Annotated in this window: 17 protein-coding genes; 13 read left to right on the forward strand and 4 right to left on the reverse strand. The window is 51.1% G+C overall.

What is annotated here, in order from left to right; translation table 11 throughout:
• The first annotated feature begins 281 nt into the window (after positions 1-281).
• Together M516_RS0108835 and M516_RS0108840 are read left to right on the forward strand one after the other, a co-directional pair.
• Complete coding sequence (locus M516_RS0108835; RefSeq protein WP_238550949.1) at positions 282-2,189, forward strand: methyl-accepting chemotaxis protein; 1,908 nt, start codon at positions 282-284, stop codon at positions 2,187-2,189.
• A gap of 152 nt (positions 2,190-2,341) precedes the next feature.
• Positions 2,342-2,632: a hypothetical protein gene (locus M516_RS0108840; RefSeq protein ID WP_029098791.1), complete on the forward strand. Its 291-nt coding sequence runs from the start codon at positions 2,342-2,344 to the stop codon at positions 2,630-2,632.
• Here M516_RS0108840 and M516_RS0108845 read toward each other — a convergent pair.
• Together M516_RS0108845 and M516_RS0108850 are read right to left on the reverse strand one after the other, a co-directional pair.
• Positions 2,629-4,107: an Lsa family ABC-F type ribosomal protection protein gene (locus M516_RS0108845; protein ID WP_029098792.1), complete on the reverse strand. Its 1,479-nt coding sequence runs from the start codon at positions 4,105-4,107 to the stop codon at positions 2,629-2,631. The genes M516_RS0108840 and M516_RS0108845 overlap by 4 nt on opposite strands.
• 385 nt (positions 4,108-4,492) lie before the next feature.
• Entirely contained in the window at positions 4,493-5,377 is an 885-nt protein-coding gene (locus M516_RS0108850) for an AraC family transcriptional regulator (RefSeq protein ID WP_029098793.1), read from the reverse strand.
• 699 nt (positions 5,378-6,076) lie between these two features.
• Here M516_RS0108850 and M516_RS24710 point away from each other — a divergent pair.
• Both M516_RS24710 and M516_RS0108865 read left to right on the forward strand, forming a co-directional pair.
• Positions 6,077-6,169, forward strand: coding sequence for a YjcZ family sporulation protein (locus M516_RS24710; RefSeq protein ID WP_029098794.1), 93 nt, complete (start codon positions 6,077-6,079; stop codon positions 6,167-6,169).
• Between the two features lie 424 nt (positions 6,170-6,593).
• Positions 6,594-7,154, forward strand: coding sequence for a GNAT family N-acetyltransferase (locus M516_RS0108865; protein WP_029098795.1), 561 nt, complete (start codon positions 6,594-6,596; stop codon positions 7,152-7,154).
• A gap of 166 nt (positions 7,155-7,320) precedes the next feature.
• Here M516_RS0108865 and M516_RS25940 read toward each other — a convergent pair whose 3' ends face one another.
• Together M516_RS25940 and M516_RS0108875 are read right to left on the reverse strand one after the other, a co-directional pair.
• The gene (locus tag M516_RS25940) at positions 7,321-7,845 is read right to left on the reverse strand and encodes an aspartyl-phosphate phosphatase Spo0E family protein (protein ID WP_238550950.1); all 525 of its coding nucleotides are present in this window, start codon (positions 7,843-7,845) and stop codon (positions 7,321-7,323) included.
• Positions 7,846-8,016: 171 nt separating this feature from the next.
• Complete coding sequence (locus M516_RS0108875) at positions 8,017-9,426, reverse strand: transcriptional regulator (protein WP_029098796.1); 1,410 nt, start codon at positions 9,424-9,426, stop codon at positions 8,017-8,019.
• Between the two features lie 389 nt (positions 9,427-9,815).
• On the opposite strand from M516_RS0108875, the gene M516_RS0108880 reads away from it, so the two are divergent.
• The 9 genes from M516_RS0108880 to deoC all read left to right on the forward strand — a co-directional run bounded on the left by M516_RS0108880 (position 9,816) and on the right by deoC (position 19,030).
• Positions 9,816-10,823: a glycerate kinase gene (locus M516_RS0108880; RefSeq protein ID WP_029098797.1), complete on the forward strand. Its 1,008-nt coding sequence runs from the start codon at positions 9,816-9,818 to the stop codon at positions 10,821-10,823.
• 134 nt (positions 10,824-10,957) lie between these two features.
• Positions 10,958-12,220, forward strand: a complete 1,263-nt coding sequence (gene larA, locus M516_RS0108885) for a nickel-dependent lactate racemase (RefSeq protein WP_029098798.1) — start codon at positions 10,958-10,960, stop codon at positions 12,218-12,220.
• A gap of 314 nt (positions 12,221-12,534) precedes the next feature.
• Positions 12,535-13,542, forward strand: a complete 1,008-nt coding sequence (locus tag M516_RS0108890) for a LacI family DNA-binding transcriptional regulator (RefSeq protein ID WP_029098799.1) — start codon at positions 12,535-12,537, stop codon at positions 13,540-13,542.
• Positions 13,543-13,595: 53 nt separating this feature from the next.
• Entirely contained in the window at positions 13,596-13,994 is a 399-nt protein-coding gene (gene rbsD / locus M516_RS0108895) for a D-ribose pyranase (RefSeq protein WP_029098800.1), read from the forward strand.
• Positions 13,995-14,022: 28 nt separating this feature from the next.
• Positions 14,023-15,522, forward strand: a complete 1,500-nt coding sequence (locus M516_RS0108900; RefSeq protein WP_029098801.1) for a sugar ABC transporter ATP-binding protein — start codon at positions 14,023-14,025, stop codon at positions 15,520-15,522.
• A 26-nt stretch (positions 15,523-15,548) separates the two neighbouring features.
• Positions 15,549-16,496, forward strand: coding sequence for an ABC transporter permease (locus M516_RS0108905; RefSeq protein ID WP_029098802.1), 948 nt, complete (start codon positions 15,549-15,551; stop codon positions 16,494-16,496).
• A 24-nt stretch (positions 16,497-16,520) separates the two neighbouring features.
• The gene (locus M516_RS0108910; RefSeq protein ID WP_029098803.1) at positions 16,521-17,489 is read left to right on the forward strand and encodes a substrate-binding domain-containing protein; all 969 of its coding nucleotides are present in this window, start codon (positions 16,521-16,523) and stop codon (positions 17,487-17,489) included.
• Between the two features lie 19 nt (positions 17,490-17,508).
• A complete protein-coding gene (rbsK, locus tag M516_RS0108915) occupies positions 17,509-18,462 on the forward strand; it encodes a ribokinase (protein ID WP_029098804.1) in 954 nt (317 codons plus the stop codon).
• A 4-nt stretch (positions 18,463-18,466) separates the two neighbouring features.
• On the forward strand, positions 18,467-19,030 hold the full coding sequence (gene deoC, locus M516_RS23155; protein WP_081656494.1) for a deoxyribose-phosphate aldolase: 564 nt from the start codon (positions 18,467-18,469) through the stop codon (positions 19,028-19,030).
• Positions 19,031-19,184: the final 154 nt, after the last annotated feature.

Below are 19,184 nucleotides of genomic sequence, written 5' to 3' on the forward strand. Positions count from 1 at the left end.
TTTTTGAGAAGACTGTGTTTGGGAGTGCCACGCCGGACTGTCCGCTGTTCAGTCCTCCAGAATCGACAACATGCCGGAGTGGCAACGGCTTTTCCAATAGTCGAGGAATGACGGGGTGACCGGTTTTGCACATTCGATTCGGCATGAAAGGTAAGCTGATTTTTCTATGTTTGATGGTAAGCATTACGCCCATCCTGCTTTTGAGTGCCGTTCTTCAACAGAAAGCAGAAGAAGAAAGTGTAGCGCAGTTTATCCGTTCGACATCGAAAGAACTGATTCATGTGGATCATACAATCCATTCGTTTTTTGAAGGAGTCAGTCAAAATACCGCCATGCTTGCGGAACATCCCACTGTCAAAAAAGCGGATCAGACGATTACCAGCTACCTGACAGGAACGGGAACGAGAGATTTCACGCCGTCGAAAAACGGCGGGATCGAATCCGAAATCTACAAGGTTTACGAACTCTACGCCAAGACCCACCCGAATGCCGCTTACGTCTACATGGCGACCAAGTACGGCGGGTACGTTCAATGGCCGGACGGCGACACCATTACGCTGCCGTACAATCCGGCGGAGCGCCCTTATTACATCGAAGCGATGAAAAACCAGGGAAACGTGATCCGGACGAGTGCCTATTACGCAAAGGAAGACCAAACCGTCATCGTGAGCACGGTGACAACGATCAAAGACGACAAGGGGGAGGTGATCGGGGTACAGGGGCTTGACGTCAGTTTGAAAGGACTGACGGACATGATTCGGAATATCCGCATCGGGGAGAACGGCTATGTCGTGATTGTACAGGAGGACGGAACGATTCTGGCTGATCCCAAACACGAGGAGATGAATTTTAAACCTCTCAAAGAGATGAATGTTTCTGGATGGGGGGACGCCAGCAAGCTGACAACCGGGCAGTATGACGTGAAGGTGAACGGTGTGGATTTCCTCGCCAATGTCTACACATCCGACAAGACGAATTGGAAGTACATCGCCTTTATTCAGAAGGATGAACTGTACGCGACACTGAACGCCTTGAACCGTTTGATCGTCGCCCTGGTCGTTCTGGCAGTCCTGGTCGCGACGGTCCTCGCGTTCATCTTGGCGAGCCGCATCACGGGACCGCTTCGTTTTGCCATCCAACACATGCAGCGAATCGGGGCCGGCGATTTTACGCAAACGCTTCCTTCCCGCCTGCTTGCCCGCACCGATGAAATCGGTTCCCTGGCCCGGTCCTTGCAAACCATGCAGGACGAGATTCGAGGCGTTATCAACAAAGTGTCCGACAGCGCGCGACAAATGGCCTCCGCATCGGAAGAACTGTACATGAGTGCCGATGAGACCAACAAGGCTGCCAGACAGATTTCGTCGGCGATTACAGAGGTGGCGTCCGATGCCGCCCATCAGGTGGAAATGATCAGTACAGCCGAGGACATGGTGCTGGATGTGTCAGGCAAAATGGCGCAGATCGGAACGGCAGTGAACCAGGCGAAAGAAGCGGCCCTTCACGCCACCGACACGGCCTCCGACGGAACGCGTGCCGTGTCACGGGCGATCAGCCACATGCGCATGATCGCCGAAAAAGTTCATGGCATGGTGGATGCCGTCCATGCACTGGGAGCGAAATCGAACGAAATCGGCGAAATTGTCTCCCTGATCTCCGGCATCGCCAAGCAAACCAACTTGCTCGCGCTGAATGCCGCCATCGAAGCGGCCCGGGCCGGCGAAAACGGAAAAGGGTTTGCAGTGGTGGCCGACGAGGTTCGCAAGTTGGCGGAGCAGTCTGCGGAGGCGGCCAATCACATTCAACACTTGATTGATCAGATTCGGAACGAAACGGCGAATACCATGATGGGCATGAACGAGGGCAGAGCAGCGGTGGACGAAGGTCTGCAAATGACAGATCAGGCGGATCACGCCTTCAGGCAAATTCACTCGGCGATTGACGATGTTTTGCGCCAAATCAGCCAAATCGTTGTATCCATGCAGGAAATCGAACAGGTTTCCCAACATGCGGTGAGTACCATCCGCAATATTACGCCCCTTTCCCAGCAGACATCCGCGCACTCTCAACATGTCGCTGCAGCCGCCGAACAGCAATCCTCGTCCATGGAAGAAGTGTCTGCCGCTTCCGGTGTTTTGTCCAGAATGGCGGACGATTTGAACGGTCTGATCGGCAAGTTTCGGACGTAAAGGTCTTTCCGCCGACGAGCCGATGCGCTGCATGTTCCCAGCGGAAGTATTGGCATATAGTTTCCGCGTGTTTTTGCCGGGTCACCTGCCCTGAACCAGACGAAAACAGCCGCAAAAAGCTGTCAAAGCCCTTCTCGTTTGTGAGGAGGGCTTTGATCATTTTCCGAAATGAATCTTCCCAAACGGAAGCGATGAATTCTCCAAGTGATCCCCAAAGAATCTTGTCCATCGAGAAGGTCGCGTTTCAGGAAGAAGCGGTCAAGGGGATCCATCCCAGAGACCCCCTCGTTAAAAATACCCGCGGTCATGGATTGTCAGCTTTTGTACATACGTATGAAACTGACTTGTTACAAATACAAGCGAAAGACAAGCGGCAGTCTTTGGACGAAAAAAAGAAAATCCCAGACTGCCGCTGCCGAGATGAAGCGATCGCTCTCCGTTAGAGTTCGATGATCTTGGTGGCAATCTTTTCGCAGAAGGCACGGTCATGCTCCACAAACAGGATGGTTGGCGAGTATTCAAGCAGCAGCTCTTCGATTTGCATGCGGGAAAGGATGTCAATAAAATTAAGCGGTTCATCCCAAACATGCAAATGAGCGGGTTCACACAGACTTTTGGCAATCAGCACTTTCTTCTTTTGGCCGCCGCTAAACGTGGACATGTCCTTTTCAAATTGATCTCGGGAAAAATCAAGTTTTCGTAAAATCGATTTCAAAAGGCTTTCATCTATCCCATTGTTTCGGGCGTAGTCCGTCAGATTGCCCTGTAAGTGTGAGGTGTCCTGCGAAACATAGGAGATGGTAAGCTGGCTTCCCTTTCTGAACGTGCCGGTATAGCGGATATCCTCACCGCAAATCAGTTTGAGAATACTTGATTTTCCGGAACCGTTTTTACCGGAAAGCGCAATCCGCTCGCCCTGCTCAATCGTAAAACTGATATCGGCACAAACCTTCTTCTCTCCGTAATAAATCGATACATGCTCAAGTTCGGCCAGTCGGTTTTTATAAAAGGCGCGCTGTGAAATCTTCAAGCTGTCAGAGGTCTCGATATTTTTCAGGAGCCGAGACTTTTCTTCCATAGCCGATTGCTGTCTGTGCTCAATGGCTTTCGAGCGTTTCATCATTTTGGCGGCCTTGTGGCCAATATACCCTTTGTCTACCTTGGAACCGGAATTTCTTGTGCCGTTTTTCGTTTTTTCCACTGCGTGCGACCAGTTGCTCGTACGTTTGGCAGCCTCCGACAAGCGCTTCATTTCTTTTCGGAGCTTTTCGTTTTCGGCAAGCTCAAAGGCATCCTGTCTCTTTTTGTTTTCCCACCAATCGGAGAACGTTCCTTTTTGAATGTCGATGCTGGTCTTGTTGATGGAGAGGATGTGATCGACGCAGTTATCCAGAAATGCTCGGTCGTGAGACACCAGGATATATCCGCTTTTGGTGTTGAGATAATCACTGACAAGTTTTCGGGCGTGCATGTCAAGGTGATTGGTCGGTTCATCGATGAGCAGAAAACGGTTTTCCTTGAGAAACAACGCAGCCAACAGCACTTTCGTCTGCTCCCCGTTGGACAGTGAAGCAAAGGGGCGATACAACACATCCTCAGAAACCTGCAGCAGCGAAAGTTCACGCATGAGTTCCCAGTGCTGGTAGTCCGGCAGAATGTCGTTGATTACATCAAGGGTAAGATGTTCCTTGTTTTCGACAGGGAACGGGAAATAGTCAAAGTCGACAGGGGCCGAAATGTTTCCGCTGTATTCGTATTCACCCAGCAGCAATTTGAGCAAGGTTGTCTTGCCTCTGCCGTTTCTTCCCGTACATCCCAGTTTCCAAGCGGTGTCGATTTGGAAACTGACGTTCTCAAAGATGGTATCGTAGCTGCCGTCATAGGCAAACGTCAGGTTTGTCACGTTGATCAATGACATGAATGGATCCTCCTGTATGAAAAATAGAAAAGCTGCAAGAAAGTTACATTCCTGCAGCTCACATCCATACAGCAAATCCAACCCCAGACGGAGTCAGATCAGGATCCAGGGTTTGCGTGATAGGATATTGTAACTTTCTTGCATACAAAAAATAAAACAGGCGAAACATTTCGCTTTGATGTTTTATTCTTTATCGTTTGCAAGAAAGATTACATGATCCTGTTTCAACCCCCATCCATAAATTACAAGTATGGTATCATACCCGTTGTTTCTTTGCAACACATAATTCCTGGCCAAGCGTCGATACAGGTTGTCCTCGACATCCACGACCGGAATCCGGTGATGCTGCGGCGGGAGGATGAACGGACAACCTCGTCTCCCTATCTCACGCAATCGATTCCTTTTTCGCAATCGGAATCCATATCTCACTTCGAAACGTTGGGGAACTTACATCTGCATGCTCGTTCCACAGGATTTCCGGACCTTCTGTTTGTTCATAGTGTGAGGTGGGAAACCATTCGGAATAGATGCGTCCCCAGACATCCTGCAGCGTGTCGGGAAAGGGGCCGACTGCTTCGAATACAGCCCAGGTGGAGGCAGGAACTTCAAGCTGTGAGAGGCCATCCGGGCACTCGTTCGTGGTTGCCACGCCAATGTAGTGATCGAGCTCTCCTTTTTCCTCCATGCGGCCTTCGGAAAAGTTCGTGGATGCTTGAATCAGTCCCATCGGTTCGACATTCGAAAGGCTTTTGAGGGTATGGATCGTTTCGGCATCCAGGCTTTTCCACATGGAGGCAATTTCCGGATTCACCCCTTTGAAAATGATGGGAACTCTTTTCATAATCCCCACAATGCGAAATGCCTCTTTTTCTACAATGCGGTAGTTCATTTCGTTTCCCCCTTTAATGGATAATTGGAAGGTCATTCGTGGATAGGCTTTGAGGGAATGGCCGTTCGTTCTGGCTTCCGACGGTGTGATCCCATGCAGGTTCTGAAACGCGCGGGCAAACGAATCAGGCGAGTTGTACCCGTATTTCATCGCGATGTCGATGACCTTTGCGCTGCTGTTTTGAAGCTCAAATGCAGCAAGTGTCAGGCGCCTGCGGCGGATGTATTCCGATAGGGTAATCCCTGCAAGGAAGGAAAACATCCGTTTTAAGTGATATTCGGAGCATAAAGCCAGCCGTGCCGCTTCCTTACAATCAATGTCGTTCGTTAGATTTTCTTCGATATACTTGATTGCCTTGTTCATGTTCGTCAGCAAATCCATTGAATTGACCTCCTTTATCCATAGCATAGCAGGAGTGGAATGGACCCATCCGACATTTTGTGCCCAATCCTGTAGGGGTTCTAGTAGTGGTCTTCCCGCTTGTCTCTGCGGGTTCTATGGCTCCCGCGAGAGCTTCCCTATTTTTTCTGTATGGTGAAACCGGACGTGTCCCCGCCTGTTTTGGCTTCCAGGTAGACGAGAATCGAGACGGGCCGATTCCGCTTTACATAGTATAACCATGGCAGGGACAATCACTGTACGTCCTGCTCATGTCGGGATGGAAGGGAGGGAACCACATGAGCGATTTCCGAAAGGGCGGCTTTTTCGGAGGGGGGATCTTTGGGTTCATTCTGATCCTGCTCCTATTCTTCTTTCTCTTAGGGGAAGACCGCTTCTGCTAAAGGAGCAGATCCTCACAAAAACCGGCGCAATCGCGCACAGCCTTCAGCGTGTAGACAACAGCCTACACGCTTTTTCGTTGCCTTCATTGCCAACATCCATTCCTGCGCTGGAGGTACCGCATGCGTGCCAAACGACAGACCAGTCGGCGGGCTTATATGGGTGTCCGGAATCGGGCACTCTTCATCCCCTTGTAACTGCTCCGTAAAAATTGTTTCCATTTCATGATACCGGTCTATACCCGATTTCTCCTCACGACATAGCATAGTACTGAATCAACGGGAGGGGGTGCATCCAACCATGAGTGGAATCTTCAACGGTTTCGACGAGTTTGGGCTGATCCTGGTACTGTTCATTCTGCTGGTCATCGTAGGTTGTTCTTGCGACAATTAGGATGGATTCACATGCATCAATGGTTATGCAAAGGGAGAATCGGTTCCTCCCTTTGTTTTTTCACATGTTTCAGTCTGTGAAACACCGTTGCGATTGGCTTCTCCTTCACACAGCAGAGGGGAATTGTGTAAGAATAAGACGCAAGAACGCTGCAGCAGCACTCTTTCACCCCTGCCCTCACGTTGGGGAGGGCTTTTTTTACGTGCAAGGGAAAGCAGGGGCTGCCTGGTGACCAACAGGTTCCGCTGCAACATAACAAGGAAGGGCGAATGTCGTGCAAGCATCAGACGTTTTTGGCTCACGTGGGATTCCAATACGGCTCACTTGTTTTCATGGAAGGATGAATTACAATGATAGGGAGGGAATCGAGGATCTGCAACACTTGCAGGGCGTTACGCATTCGCACAGGTGAGGAGTGAACTTCATGAATATCCGATATGAAAGTATCCCTGTTGAAAACATTGAATGCTGCAGAGATTTATGCAATGAACTCATGGCCTATCAAAAGTCGAAAGCCTACATAAAGCCGGAATTGTTTGACAACATGAATTTTGAAACACGGATGATTCCTTCCGTAAAACGTGCACTGCACAATCATATTGTAGTAGTGAAAGACGATGATAGACCTGTAGGGTACGTGTATTCAAACATTTCGCCCAAGGAAACATATGCAAACGATTTTGCCACGTTTTTTGACCTGTCTTCTGTTCGTAGAAACAATGTCGGGTGTCTATCCCAATTTTATCTGAAAGAAGAGTACAGACAACAGGGGATTGGCTCCAAGCTTTTCCATATGTCCATGAAGTGGTTGAAACAATTTGATGATGTCGACGATTTTTTTATCTTTGTCTCAAACGGCAATACGAACGCCTTGGAATTCTATAAACGAAAAGGATTTTCGGTCAGTCATGACATATTGGATGGGTTTATCACCGTGTTGCGGTGTCACCGCCGGGATATGATTGATACGGGGCTGCCGGAATGACCATGACCCATTCAGCGTGAATCTGTCCCCGGGGAAAAAGGCGGCCCGGACAGCTTTGGAGAGGAACAACGCCGAGAAGTGGGACGGCGTATATCGTTAAAGCCCGGTAAAAAAATCGAGAACCAGCCGCTCATCCTGGTTCCCTAGAGGGTGGGTAGTATTCGTTCTACGTCTGCTTCTTTCCCTCATTCATCCTGTTTTGAATCGCCAGAATATACTGGTCCAAGCGTTGGCTTAGCTCCACAACGGTATCATTTGACAGGCTGCCCGTCTCCTGAACCAATTGAATCAATTGCCGGCGCAGTTCTTCTGTTGTTTGGAGAAGGTACATTTGCTGGTCAATTCTCCCCATGATGCACGTAACTTGAGCGGTATGTACTGCTCTGCGTGGGGGCGTTCCTTTGACCTGGTGAGGGAGAGGAACGTCCTTTTCATCCGTCATGGCTCCTGTGGGTTTCGCCTCCTGTTTCCAACAAAAATAGACAATTATAACTATACACCAGTACCCGAAAAATCCTGTTCTGCGAAAAATGGGATAAAAAAACAGCACCCTTGAAGGATGCTGTCTAATAATCCTCATTTTTTCTGCATGATGCCTACCGTATGAGTGGTTTTCCCCATTATAGGCGACAGAGCGTTCGCACGCTTCTGTCAGCGAACCGCCTTTCAGCCTCCGTTGGAAGAAGTACATGAGAACAGATCCTTGCTGCTGTGAACGCTGATCATCAGATACAGGGGAGTGCTTTCTTATTTGACCAACACCCTTCCAGGAGTGCGTTCAAATGGTTATCCGCCTACACCATGGCCGTATGGAGATACGGTTGAATTTGTTTCAACGGCTGTCTGGCCATTTGCTGCGAGACTACACAATCCCAAAACCAGAACCAGCGACAGTAAAAATCCCTTCATCCTTAACCGCTCCTTTCGTTATGACGGTTTGATAGGTACTTTTTTGCTGATCCGATGCATGTGAGAGATGCGCCCAGAACAATGCCGCACATCTTTTGAAGCTGTCATAATCCATCATCGTATCAGACAAAACCAGGCACCTTAAGATTTCTTCTAGCCCTTCTGTAAATTTCCCTTTTTTAAACAAATAGTTGGCTAGTTGATACCGGAATTGCATATGGTGACAAGTACTAATGGCATCTTGTTGTTCATAAAAATGGGCGATGCTTGCCGCAAAATGTTCCAATACGGAGTCGATGGAAAAGTCGAACTCGTTAGCTGATTTTACTATCGTCACCAAGCCAGGCAAAATCTCGTTTGGATAGTCGTCAAGAAATCGGATGTAGTCTGGAAGAATGTCAGTGTTTCCCGTGAGCATGTCCAACGTATACAAATTAGCTGTTGCCCATAACCGAAACTTCTCTACTTCTGCTTCGCCGGTTTCGTCCATGATCTCAAACCAAGTTAAATCAGCGTAAGCATCTACATACCGCTTCGCTTCTTCGTACTTCCCTTGACTTTCCAATGCGATGCCTTTTAGCAGATACCCCTGTCCGTAGTACACGACGAGATGCCGCTCTGTATGTAGTGCTTCGACGCTCTTCTTGCTCTTCCGCTTGATTAACTGGTCTTCGTAAACAATATGCGCCAATTCCCTTAACTCATCAGCGTATTTTTCAACATCTTCCCATCTCCGTAACGTGTAGCATACATTGGCCAATTGCAGCAGCGCATCCAACTGATAATTCTCCGGCAATCTCTTTCGATAAGGGTCAAACCGGATAACAGCCTCCCAGGTTTTCTCTGAATCGGTTCCCTGTAACGCTCGGAATAACCGGTATTGACTCAACACAAAACGCTCAGCGTAACTATCTTTTTCGGTTTCGATGACGAACTGATAAAAAGGGACCGACTTCTCTAGATTCCCGCTTTCAAAGAGCTGTTCGGCCACGGAAAAGAGAATCGACACGTTTTTCGGATTCTCCAAGAGTTTGGAAACAACTGACTCAATACAATCACGGCGACCGATCTCGGCACATCGAACCAAATATGGGACAATTCGGGGCCGCGACACTTTTCCCTCGGAGAAACACTCTTCTTCGTACAGTTCGTACAGCCACCCTGGAGCTTGCTCAAAGGCCGCCCCCATTGCATCGAGCTGGCTTATCGTAATAGCCCGTGGTGGATTACTATTCAGGATTTCACTTACGTGTCCCGGATTTATACCGGTCAATTCACCCAGTTTACTCAGCGTGTAACCCCGCTCCTTCAAGTGACGCTCAATTTCAGATCGCAAGGACCGATGTCCCTTTTGTAACCCCATATAAGCACTCCCCCATACCGTAATACATAAAATATCTATTTATTCCTGTATTTTACAACAAAATCAGTCGATGAGGAAGTCTTTTCCTGTTTCATTTGAATCATTTGCACCTTGTCCTCTGTTCGCACATAACGCAAAGCGAAGGTTCGAGTTGGTGGGGGTACTCCCATACTGTCAGTCATGGGGCGAAAGTTTCTGTACATTACCAACTTTTCCGTTGGTCGTCAATGCAGCTATCAGTGGGTGAACTTTTGTCGATACACAAACAAAAGGTATCGAAAATTGCCGCAATTATCATGCACATGGCACGATGCTTTGGGGGCCGCCTGTCGCTATAATGAAAGCAAGGTCAAGAAGGCGCTTTGTTTTGTATGGAAGGGGGAGTGGGCATGAAGATTGTAATTGCGCCGGATTCGTTCAAGGGAAGCCTTTCCGCGTTTGAAGCAGCCAGCGCCATCGAAACAGGGGTGCTTCGCGTTCTTCCCCATGCGAAGACGGTGCTGGTTCCGGTCGCAGACGGCGGGGAAGGAACGATGGAAAGCCTGGTTGGGGCAACGAAAGGGCGAATGGTCGACGTTTCTGTCACCGGACCTTTGGGTCTGCCGGTTGACGCGGCTTACGGCGTACTGGGAGATCGGCAGACGTGTGTCATTGAAATGGCCAGTGCTTCGGGACTTTGTCTGGTGCCGCCCGAGCAGCGCAATCCGATGGTGACGACAACGTACGGTACGGGCGAATTGATCAAGCGGGCGCTGGATGACGGCTGCCGGCGTTTCATTTTAGCCATTGGCGGCAGCGCGACCAATGACGGCGGAATTGGCATGCTGCAAGCGCTTGGCATGAAGCTGCTCGACTCCCAGGGAAACCAGGTCGGTTTTGGCGGAGGGGAAATCGAACGGATCGCCGCAATCGATGACCGGGATTTTGACCCTCGCATCAACGAGTCGCAGTTTGTGATCGCCTCCGATGTGCAGAATCCTCTCGTCGGTCCCCAGGGAGCGTCCCATGTGTTTGGCCCGCAAAAAGGGGCGACTCCTGACATGGTGGAGAGATTGGACCGCTGCCTGCGCAGGTGGGCAGATCTGGTCGAAGCCAAAACCGGGGTGCGGCTTCACGATCGGCCCGGGGCAGGTGCGGCCGGCGGGATCGGCAGAGCGTTTCAGGCCTTTTTTCCGGTAGCCATGAAGCGGGGGATCCCTGTGTTTGTGCTTGCAGGCTCGATTGGCCCCGGCATCGATTCCCTTTATCCATACGGCATTACCAGCATTCATAGCATTCTCAACGCTCCCATGACGCTTCCGGAAGCGATGGAACGAGCCGCCGAATTGCTGGCTCAAGCGGCGGAGCAGGTTCTTCGCACGTATCTGGCACATCCTTTCCGTGTGACAAGATCATAAGGAGGGATGCAGCGTGACATCAAGCAAACCAATGGTCGTTGCTTCTGATCGCTGCTTGGCATGCCTCACTCACAAAAAAGCCGCGTTGGCGAGAAATGCGCTCTGCCCAATCCTTACCAAGGAGAAGATGATTCATGAATACTGCGCTGTTGTACGGGAAAGGAACGTTGTCCGTTCAAGTGCCTGAACATTCGGTCATCTTGGAGCCGAAACATCTTCCCGGACTGCGGGATGAAGAAGCGGCGGTGGCAACGGCGCTCCGGAACCCGATCGGAACGCCGCCTTTGCGGGACATGGTAAAACGTACGGACAAAGTGGCGATTGTGATTAGCGACATCACCCGTCCGACGCCCAACCACAAGCTGATTCCCTGGATTCTCAAGGAGCTGTCCCATGTACCGCTTGATCAGTTTGTGATCATCAACGGTACGGGAACCCACCGCGACCAGACACGAGAAGAATTCATTCACATGTTGGGGGAATGGGTGGTTGAGCATGTTCGCGTGATCAACCATCACTGTCAGAACCGGGAAGAATTGGTGCGAGTCGGGAAAAGCCGGTATGGCTGCGAGGTGTATTTGAACAAGGAGTACGTGGAAGCCGATTTCAAAATTGTGACAGGCTTTATCGAACCGCATTTCTTTGCCGGCTTTTCCGGCGGCCCCAAAGGGATCATGCCGGGCATTGCCGGAATCGAAACCATCCTGACGTTTCATAATGCCAGAATGATTGGCGACCCGCTGTCCACCTGGGGAAACATGGTGAACAACCCGGTTCAGGACATGGCCCGGGAAGTGAACCGCATGTGCAAGCCGGATTTCATGGTGAATGTGACGTTAAATCGCGACAAAGAGATTACCGCCGTGTTTGCCGGGGAACTGTTTGAGGCGCATGACCGGGGCTGCGCCTTCGCCAGGGAACACGCGATGATCCGTTGTGACCACCGTTTTGACGTGGTCATTACGTCCAATTCCGGGTATCCGCTCGATCAAAACCTGTATCAAGCGGTAAAAGGGATGAGCGCGGCCCACAAGATTGTGAAACAGGGAGGCGCGATCATCTGTGCGGCGGAGTGTTCCGACGGTTTGCCCAATCACGGAAACTACGCCAAGATCCTGCAGATGAGACAAACCCCTCGTGAACTCCTGGCGATGATCAACGATCCTGCCTTTGAAGTCTTTGATCAGTGGCAGGTGCAAAAGCAGGCGGTGATTCAGGTCTGGGCGGATGTCTACGTGTATTCGACGCTGTCGGATGAGGATGTGGCCAAGGCGATGTTTACCCCCACCCACGACATTGAGCAAATCCTGGAAGAGTTGAAGCAAAAATACGGAGAAAACATGACGGTGGCTGTTCTTCCGCTGGGGCCCCTGACGATTCCGTATGTGGAAGAATGAGGGGATTCGATTCTGACAATCCCGGAAAGGATACGTCTGAACATCTCGTCGGCATGTTGAAAAGGGTTCGAGGCCCCGCCCGGCGCAGCGACAGATCAGGCCGGGCGGGGGTTTTGTAACAGCGGAGCGGGAAGGTCATGAAATTTTTAAAAAATGAAAACGTTTAGATTGATTTCTTGTAAGTTTTGTGATATTTCTTAAAATACAAGCAAAAGAAAGCGCTTTATTGTACATTTCTGCTCGAAAACATGGGTGAGCAGCTTGTGTTTTTGGCGTTCTAAATCTAAACGTTTACATTTTGGAGCTGATTCAAGTTGCACAAGCCAACGATTGAAGATGTAGCAAAACGAGCCAACGTATCCATCGCAACTGTATCACGCGTGATCAACAGGCAGGGAGGAGTGAGGCAAAAAACCGAGGCCCGCATACTGGCAGCCATTGAGGAGCTTAACTATATTCCCAATGCTGTCGCGAGAAGCATGGTAAAAAAAACGACAAACACCATCGGGATTATTATCCCCGACGTGAATAACCCCTTTTTCCCGACCGTCGTCTCGGGAATCGAGCAGAAAGCAAGGGAAAAAGGATACTTCACGTTCCTCTGCAATACGAACGAATCAGCCGACACCGAACGCGAGCTGTTGACCATCTTGTTGGAGCGAAGCGTAGACGGGCTGATCATCACGACGGCCGATGAAGCGGGAGATCAGCTTCAAACCGTGATGGATGCCAAAATTCCGGTTGTCGCAGTTGACCGGGCCATCAAGAAATTTGAAGTGGACACCGTGCTGGTGGGCAATGTGGATGGGGCGTACCAGGCGACCCGTCATCTCATCCTGCAGGGGCACAAGCGGATCGCGATTATCTGCGGTCCGCAAAATACCACCCCCGGTTACGAGCGCTTTGTCGGCTATAAAAAGGCCTTGGACGATTACGGCATCCCTGTTGTGCAGGAATACGTTCTCGAGGGGGATTTCAAGGAAGAGAGCGGACGACGGTTGACGAAGCAGTTGTATCAGTTGCCGGAACGTCCGACCGCCATCTTTTCTTCCAACAACCTGATGACGGTGGGATGTATGAAAGCGCTGTATGAACTGGACTGGAAGCTGGGGGAAGAGGTCTCGTTTATCGGCTTTGATGATGTCGATATTGCCACTTTCGTCAACCCGCCTCTAACCGTGGTTTCCCGTCCGATGCGGAAACTGGGGGAGGTTGCCTTTGAAATGTTGTATGAGCGGATGACGGAAGGCTGGGACGGAGCAAAACGGCATTACGTGCTTTCGCCCGAATTAAAAATACGCCAATCGTGCCGATTAAAATAAGTGGCTCTCGCATGTAAAAATCTAAACGTTTACATTTTGGAGGTCGAATCGCAATGAAAAAAGGCGGCATTTTACATCCGGACATGAACAAGCTGATTTCCCAAACCGGTCATACTGATTGGATTGTCGTGACCGACGCGGGGCTGCCGATTCCGGAAAACGTCAACACTCGCATCGATTTGGCGTTAAAAGAAGGGACGCCCGGATTTTTGGAAACATTGGATGCCGTACTGGAAGATCTGATCGTGGAGAAAATCATCCTTGCCGAAGAGATCAAATCAATCAGCCCGAAGATGAATGAGGAAATCCTGCGCAGATTTCCCGGTATTCCCGTAGAGTACCTGCCGCATGTTGAATTCAAGCAGCGGACAAAGCAGGCGCGCGGATTGATCCGCACCGGTGAATTTACACCCTACGCCAATGTCATTCTTGTCGCGGGAGTCGCTTATTGATACGGCGGACGGAAGGGGGATGTCATCGTTGGAAACAGCCGCTTTAAAAATGGAGAGGATCAGCAAGCACTTTCCAGGCGTGAAAGCATTGGATCAAGTAAGCATCGAAGTGAAAAAAGGTGAGATCCTTGCGCTGTTGGGAGAAAACGGCGCGGGAAAATCCACACTCATGAAGGTGTTGGCAGGCGTGCATCAACCCGACTCCGGCGAGATTTACGTCAACGGCAAAAAGGTGGTGATTGATGGACCGCGCGCTTCCCAGGAATTGGGGATCAGCATCATCTACCAGGAGTTTAACTTGATTCCCCACCTGAGCGTTGCCGAGAATATCTTTCTCGGCCGAGAACCAAGGAAAATAAAGGGAGTCATCGATTGGAAAACGCTCGATCAGCAGGCAGCGGCGATCATGAACAGGGTGGGGCTGAAGCATTTGTCCCCCAAAGCCCTGATCCGTGACTTGACCATTCCGGAGCAGCAGCTTGTGGAAATCGCGAAAGCTATTTCGTACGCTTCGCAAATATTGATTATGGACGAACCCACAGCCGTTTTGAACGGCGAAGATGCCAGCCATTTGCTTGAGATCATGCTCGATCTGAAACAACAGGGAATGTCCATCATCTTTATCACCCATCGTTTGGAAGAAGTGGAACAGATCGCGGATCGCATCGCCGTGCTTCGCGACGGGACATATATCGGCAGCGCCAAGATCGGGGACGTCTCCCGGGAGCAAATGGTCAGCATGATGGTAGGCAGGGACATTACCGACTTGTACCCGACCAGAAATCAGAAAATTGGAAAACCTGTGCTCAGGGTGGAAAACCTGTCGCTGAAGAACCGCCTGCATGATATCAACCTGACCGTCCACGAAGGCGAGATTCTCGGCATAGGGGGATTGATGGGTTCCGGAAGCGGCGTGTTGGCCAAGGCTTTGTTCGGGCTGTATCCCCATCTGCAGGGGAAGATCATGATCGGGGAAAAAAGCCGGATCACTTCGCCGAGGGATGCGATTGACGCAGGCATCGCACTGGTTACGGATGATCGGAAAGGCGAAGGCCTGGTGTTGATGATGTCTGTGTTTGAAAATCTTCTCCTGCCAAGCTACCGCCGCATTTCTTCCATGGGAACGCTGTTGGAAAAATCAAAACAGACGGGCATCGTCGAAAAATGGATTTCCGATCTCAAAATCAAAGTGCACGATCCGGCAGTTGCCGTAGGGACATTAAGCGGCGGCAACCAGCAAAAAGTCGTGCTGGGAAAATGGCTGCAAATGAACCCGCGGGTATTGATCCTGAATGAACCTACCCGCGGAATCGACGTCGGAGCGAAAGCTGAAATTTATCAACTAATGAAATCGCTTACAGAAGAGGGTATCGCGATCATCATGATCTCGTCGGAGATGCCGGAGCTGCTCGGAATGAGTCACCGCATTCTCGTCATGCACGAAGGGAGAGTGACCGGAGAGATGCCGATTGAAGAAGCGACGCAGGAAAAAATATTTCTGTACGCGACGGGGGGAGTTCGAAAGTGAGACAAGAAGCGTTGCAATCCGTGGTGATGAACAGGGAAGCACGGCTCCATCTGGTAAACAAGTATCGCGTCCTGATCATCTTCATCGCCCTGTGCGCCGCTGCGAGCATGCTTTCCGATGCGTTTCTGACCGTCAACAACCTGCTTAACGTTGCGCGCCAGGTTTCGATTACCGCGATTATTGCGGCCGGAATGACACTGGTCATCTTGATCGCCGGCATTGACTTGTCGGTGGGATCCGTGATGGCCTTTTCGGGAGCGATAGCCGCCGGCATGCTGACTGCCCAATGGCCGCTTGGCGTCGCCCTCATCGCCGCGCTGCTGGTCGGCCTGGGATTTGGAATCATCAACGGTCTGTTTGTAACCAGATGGGGCATTCCCTCCTTTATCACGACATTGGCCGTCATGGTGATCGCGAGAGGGATGACGCTGGTGTACACCCAGGGGTATCCGCTGGTGGTTAGCCATGAATCTTTCCGCTATATCGGAAACGGTAAAATGCTGGGAATTCCCTTGCCCATTTTGATCATGCTCTTCCTCTACGCTTCCCTGTATTGGGTTCTGCGCAACACCAGCTTTGGACGATATGTGTATGCGATCGGCGGCAATGAAGAAGCGTCCCGTTTATCGGGGATTCCGGTGAATACGATCAAAGTGGCTGTCTTTGGAATTTGCGGTCTGCTTTCTGCCTTGTCGGCCATTGTGTACACGTCCCGATTAATGTCCGCCCAACCGACGGCCGGCACGGGCATTGAGCTGGATGCGATTGCTGCCGTTATCATCGGCGGCACAAGTCTGGCAGGCGGGAAGGGAGGGATAGCCGGGACACTGATCGGTGCGTTGATTATGGGGATTCTAGACAACGTTTTAAATTTAATGAACGTTTCCCCGTTTTACCAAAGCATCGTGAAAGGGCTGGTCATCTTGGCGGCCGTGCTGGCCGACCGTACATTTGCAAAATTGAAAATTGCTTAATAATGAAAGAAAAGAGGGGTTCACATGAAACAACGTGTCGTTTCCATTCTCGTTTTCGTGTTCGTGTTCACGTTCCTGCTTGCCGGCTGCGGAGGCCCCGAACAAAAAGAAACAGCCGCGAACGGGCCTCAGACGGCGGAAGGAAAAAAACTGAAAGTGGGCTTGGCCATGAATACGCTAAACAATCCCTTTTTCGTTGCTGTAAAGGAAGGAGCGGAAGCGCAGGCAAAAGAGCTGGGCATCGATTTGGTGGTCACGGACGCCCAGAACAATCCCGGTCAACAGCTTGCGGACGTGGAAAATCTTCTGCAGCAAAACCTGGATGTGCTGATTATTGATCCCGCCGACAGCGACGCCATTGTGGAAGGCGTGAAAAAAGCGAATGATGCGAAGGTTCCGGTATTTACCATCGACCGTCAATCGAACGGGGGAGAAGTGGTCACCCACATTGGTTTTGATGCGATCAAATCCGGAAACATCGCCGGAGAATTTCTGGCCAAAGCCTTAAACGGAAAAGGGAACATCGTGGAAATCCAGGGAATCATGGGAACCAATGTAGCGCGCGACAGAAGCAAGGGATTTAACGAAGTACTTGCCAAATACCCCGACATGAAAATCATTGCCCGGCAAGCAGCCGACTTTGACCGCGGCAAGGCGTTAAGCGTCATGGAAAACATTCTGCAAGCGAACCCGGAAATCGATGGAGTATATGCGGCTAATGATGAAATGGCGCTGGGGGCCCTTGCAGCCATTGAAGCAGCCGGGCGTTTGGATCAAATCACGGTGATCGGCTGCGATGCGGTTGATCCGGCATTGGACGCGATCCGCCAGGGCAAGCTGGAAGCCACGATTGCTGAACCTCCCTTCTTCTTGGGAAAAGAAGCCGTACAGACGGCCGTGACCATTTCCAAGGGAGAGTCGGTGGAAAAATCGGTCATTCTCGACTCCACATTGGTTACCAAGGAGAACATCGACCAGGTGAAAACGAGATAACACAGGGGAGTGATCGGGAGTGAGCAGTGGAATCATTACCGTTGTCGGGAGTTACGTCGTAGATTTGATGAGCCGCACTCCGCACATGCCGAAACCGGGAGAGACCGTCCTGGGAGGCCCGTTTCGCATGGGGCCCGGCGGAAAGGGCGGGAATCAGGCCGTAGCGGCGGCCAGACAAGGGTCTCGGGTGTGCATGGTGACAAAAGTCGGAAATGACCCGTTTGGTCAGGCGGCCGTGAAACATTTCCAGGCGGAACACATTTCAACGGATTATGTGTTTGTTGATGATGCGGAAGCAACCGGTGCAGCCTTGATTGCCGTGGACGATAACGGGGAGAACATGATCGTGGTTGCTTTGGGAGCTTGCGGCAAGCTGTCGGCGGAGGATGTGGCGCAGGCAGAGCAGATGATCAAGCGCTCGACAGTCGTTCTTGTTCAGCTTGAGACCAGCATGGAGGCGGTACGGAAAACGTTGGAGCTGGCGGGGACATACGGCGTGCCGGTGATTCTGAATCCAGCCCCGTACCAGCCGATTCCCGAGGAGCTCTTGAAAGGCGTCACGTACATCACCCCCAACGAAACGGAAGCCTTTCTCTTAACCGGAATCGAAATCACGGATGAAGAGAGCGCATACCGGGCGGCTTCCGTTCTCTACCGGAGGGGTGTGAAGCATGTCGTGATCACCCTTGGAAAAAAAGGATGCTATTATTACGAGGGCGGCCCATCAGGTATTTTATACCCCGGCTTCCACGTGGATGCGGTGGATACAACTGGCGCCGGAGACGCGTTTAACGGCGGGTTGGCCCATGCTTTAGCGGAAGGGCGCAGCATCCGCCAGGCGCTTCGATATGCGAACGCAGTGGCCGCTCTCTCTGTGACGAAAATCGGCACCGCTCCTGCCATGCCGTCCAGAGAAGAGGTGGAGCGTTTCTTGCAAAACCAGCCCATTGATACGACAGCGACGGGGGCATAACGCGATGACTATTTCGCCGTTGGCGCGCGCCGCTTTACAAGGAACAAGTGTAAAAATCTGCACGGTGGTTGGGTTTCCGCTCGGGGCAGCAACTGCGGAAACGAAGCTGTTCGAGGCAAGCCGGGCGATCAGGGACGGAGCGGATGAAATCGATTATGTCATCAACATCACCGATGTCGTAAACGGCAGATATGCCAGCGTCGGAAGGGAAATGGAACGGTTCGTTCGGCTTCGTTCCGACAGCGAAACGCCTCTTGTGATCAAGGTGATTCTGGAAACCTGCTATCTGTCCGAAGAACAGATCGTTCAGGTGTGCACGTTGGCGAGGGAAACAGGCCTTGACTTCGTCAAAACATCGACGGGATTTGGAACCGGCGGAGCGCTTGCGGAGCATGTCCGCATCATGCGCGAAACCGTTGGACCTGATGTGGGAGTGAAAGCTTCAGGAGGCATACGCGGCTATGAAGATTGCCTCGCGATGATCAAAGCGGGAGCCAATCGGATCGGCACAAGCGCTGGCGTAGCAATCGTCACCAAGACGGCTGTTGATCAACAAACAGGGTATTAACGAATAGGGGATAGGACCCGTAACCGGAAAAACAGGCTGTTGACCGCCAATTCGTCTGCAAAAGGCGATTGTCTCCCTCATCCACGAGGGGAAGGCAATCGCCTTTTGAATCATCCGCCGATCAATACGAATATCGCCCAAGCGAGCCCTGGTC

This window comes from Brevibacillus thermoruber 423, from assembly GCF_000454065.1.
GTDB classification, from domain to species: Bacteria; Bacillota; Bacilli; order Brevibacillales; family Brevibacillaceae; genus Brevibacillus; species Brevibacillus thermoruber.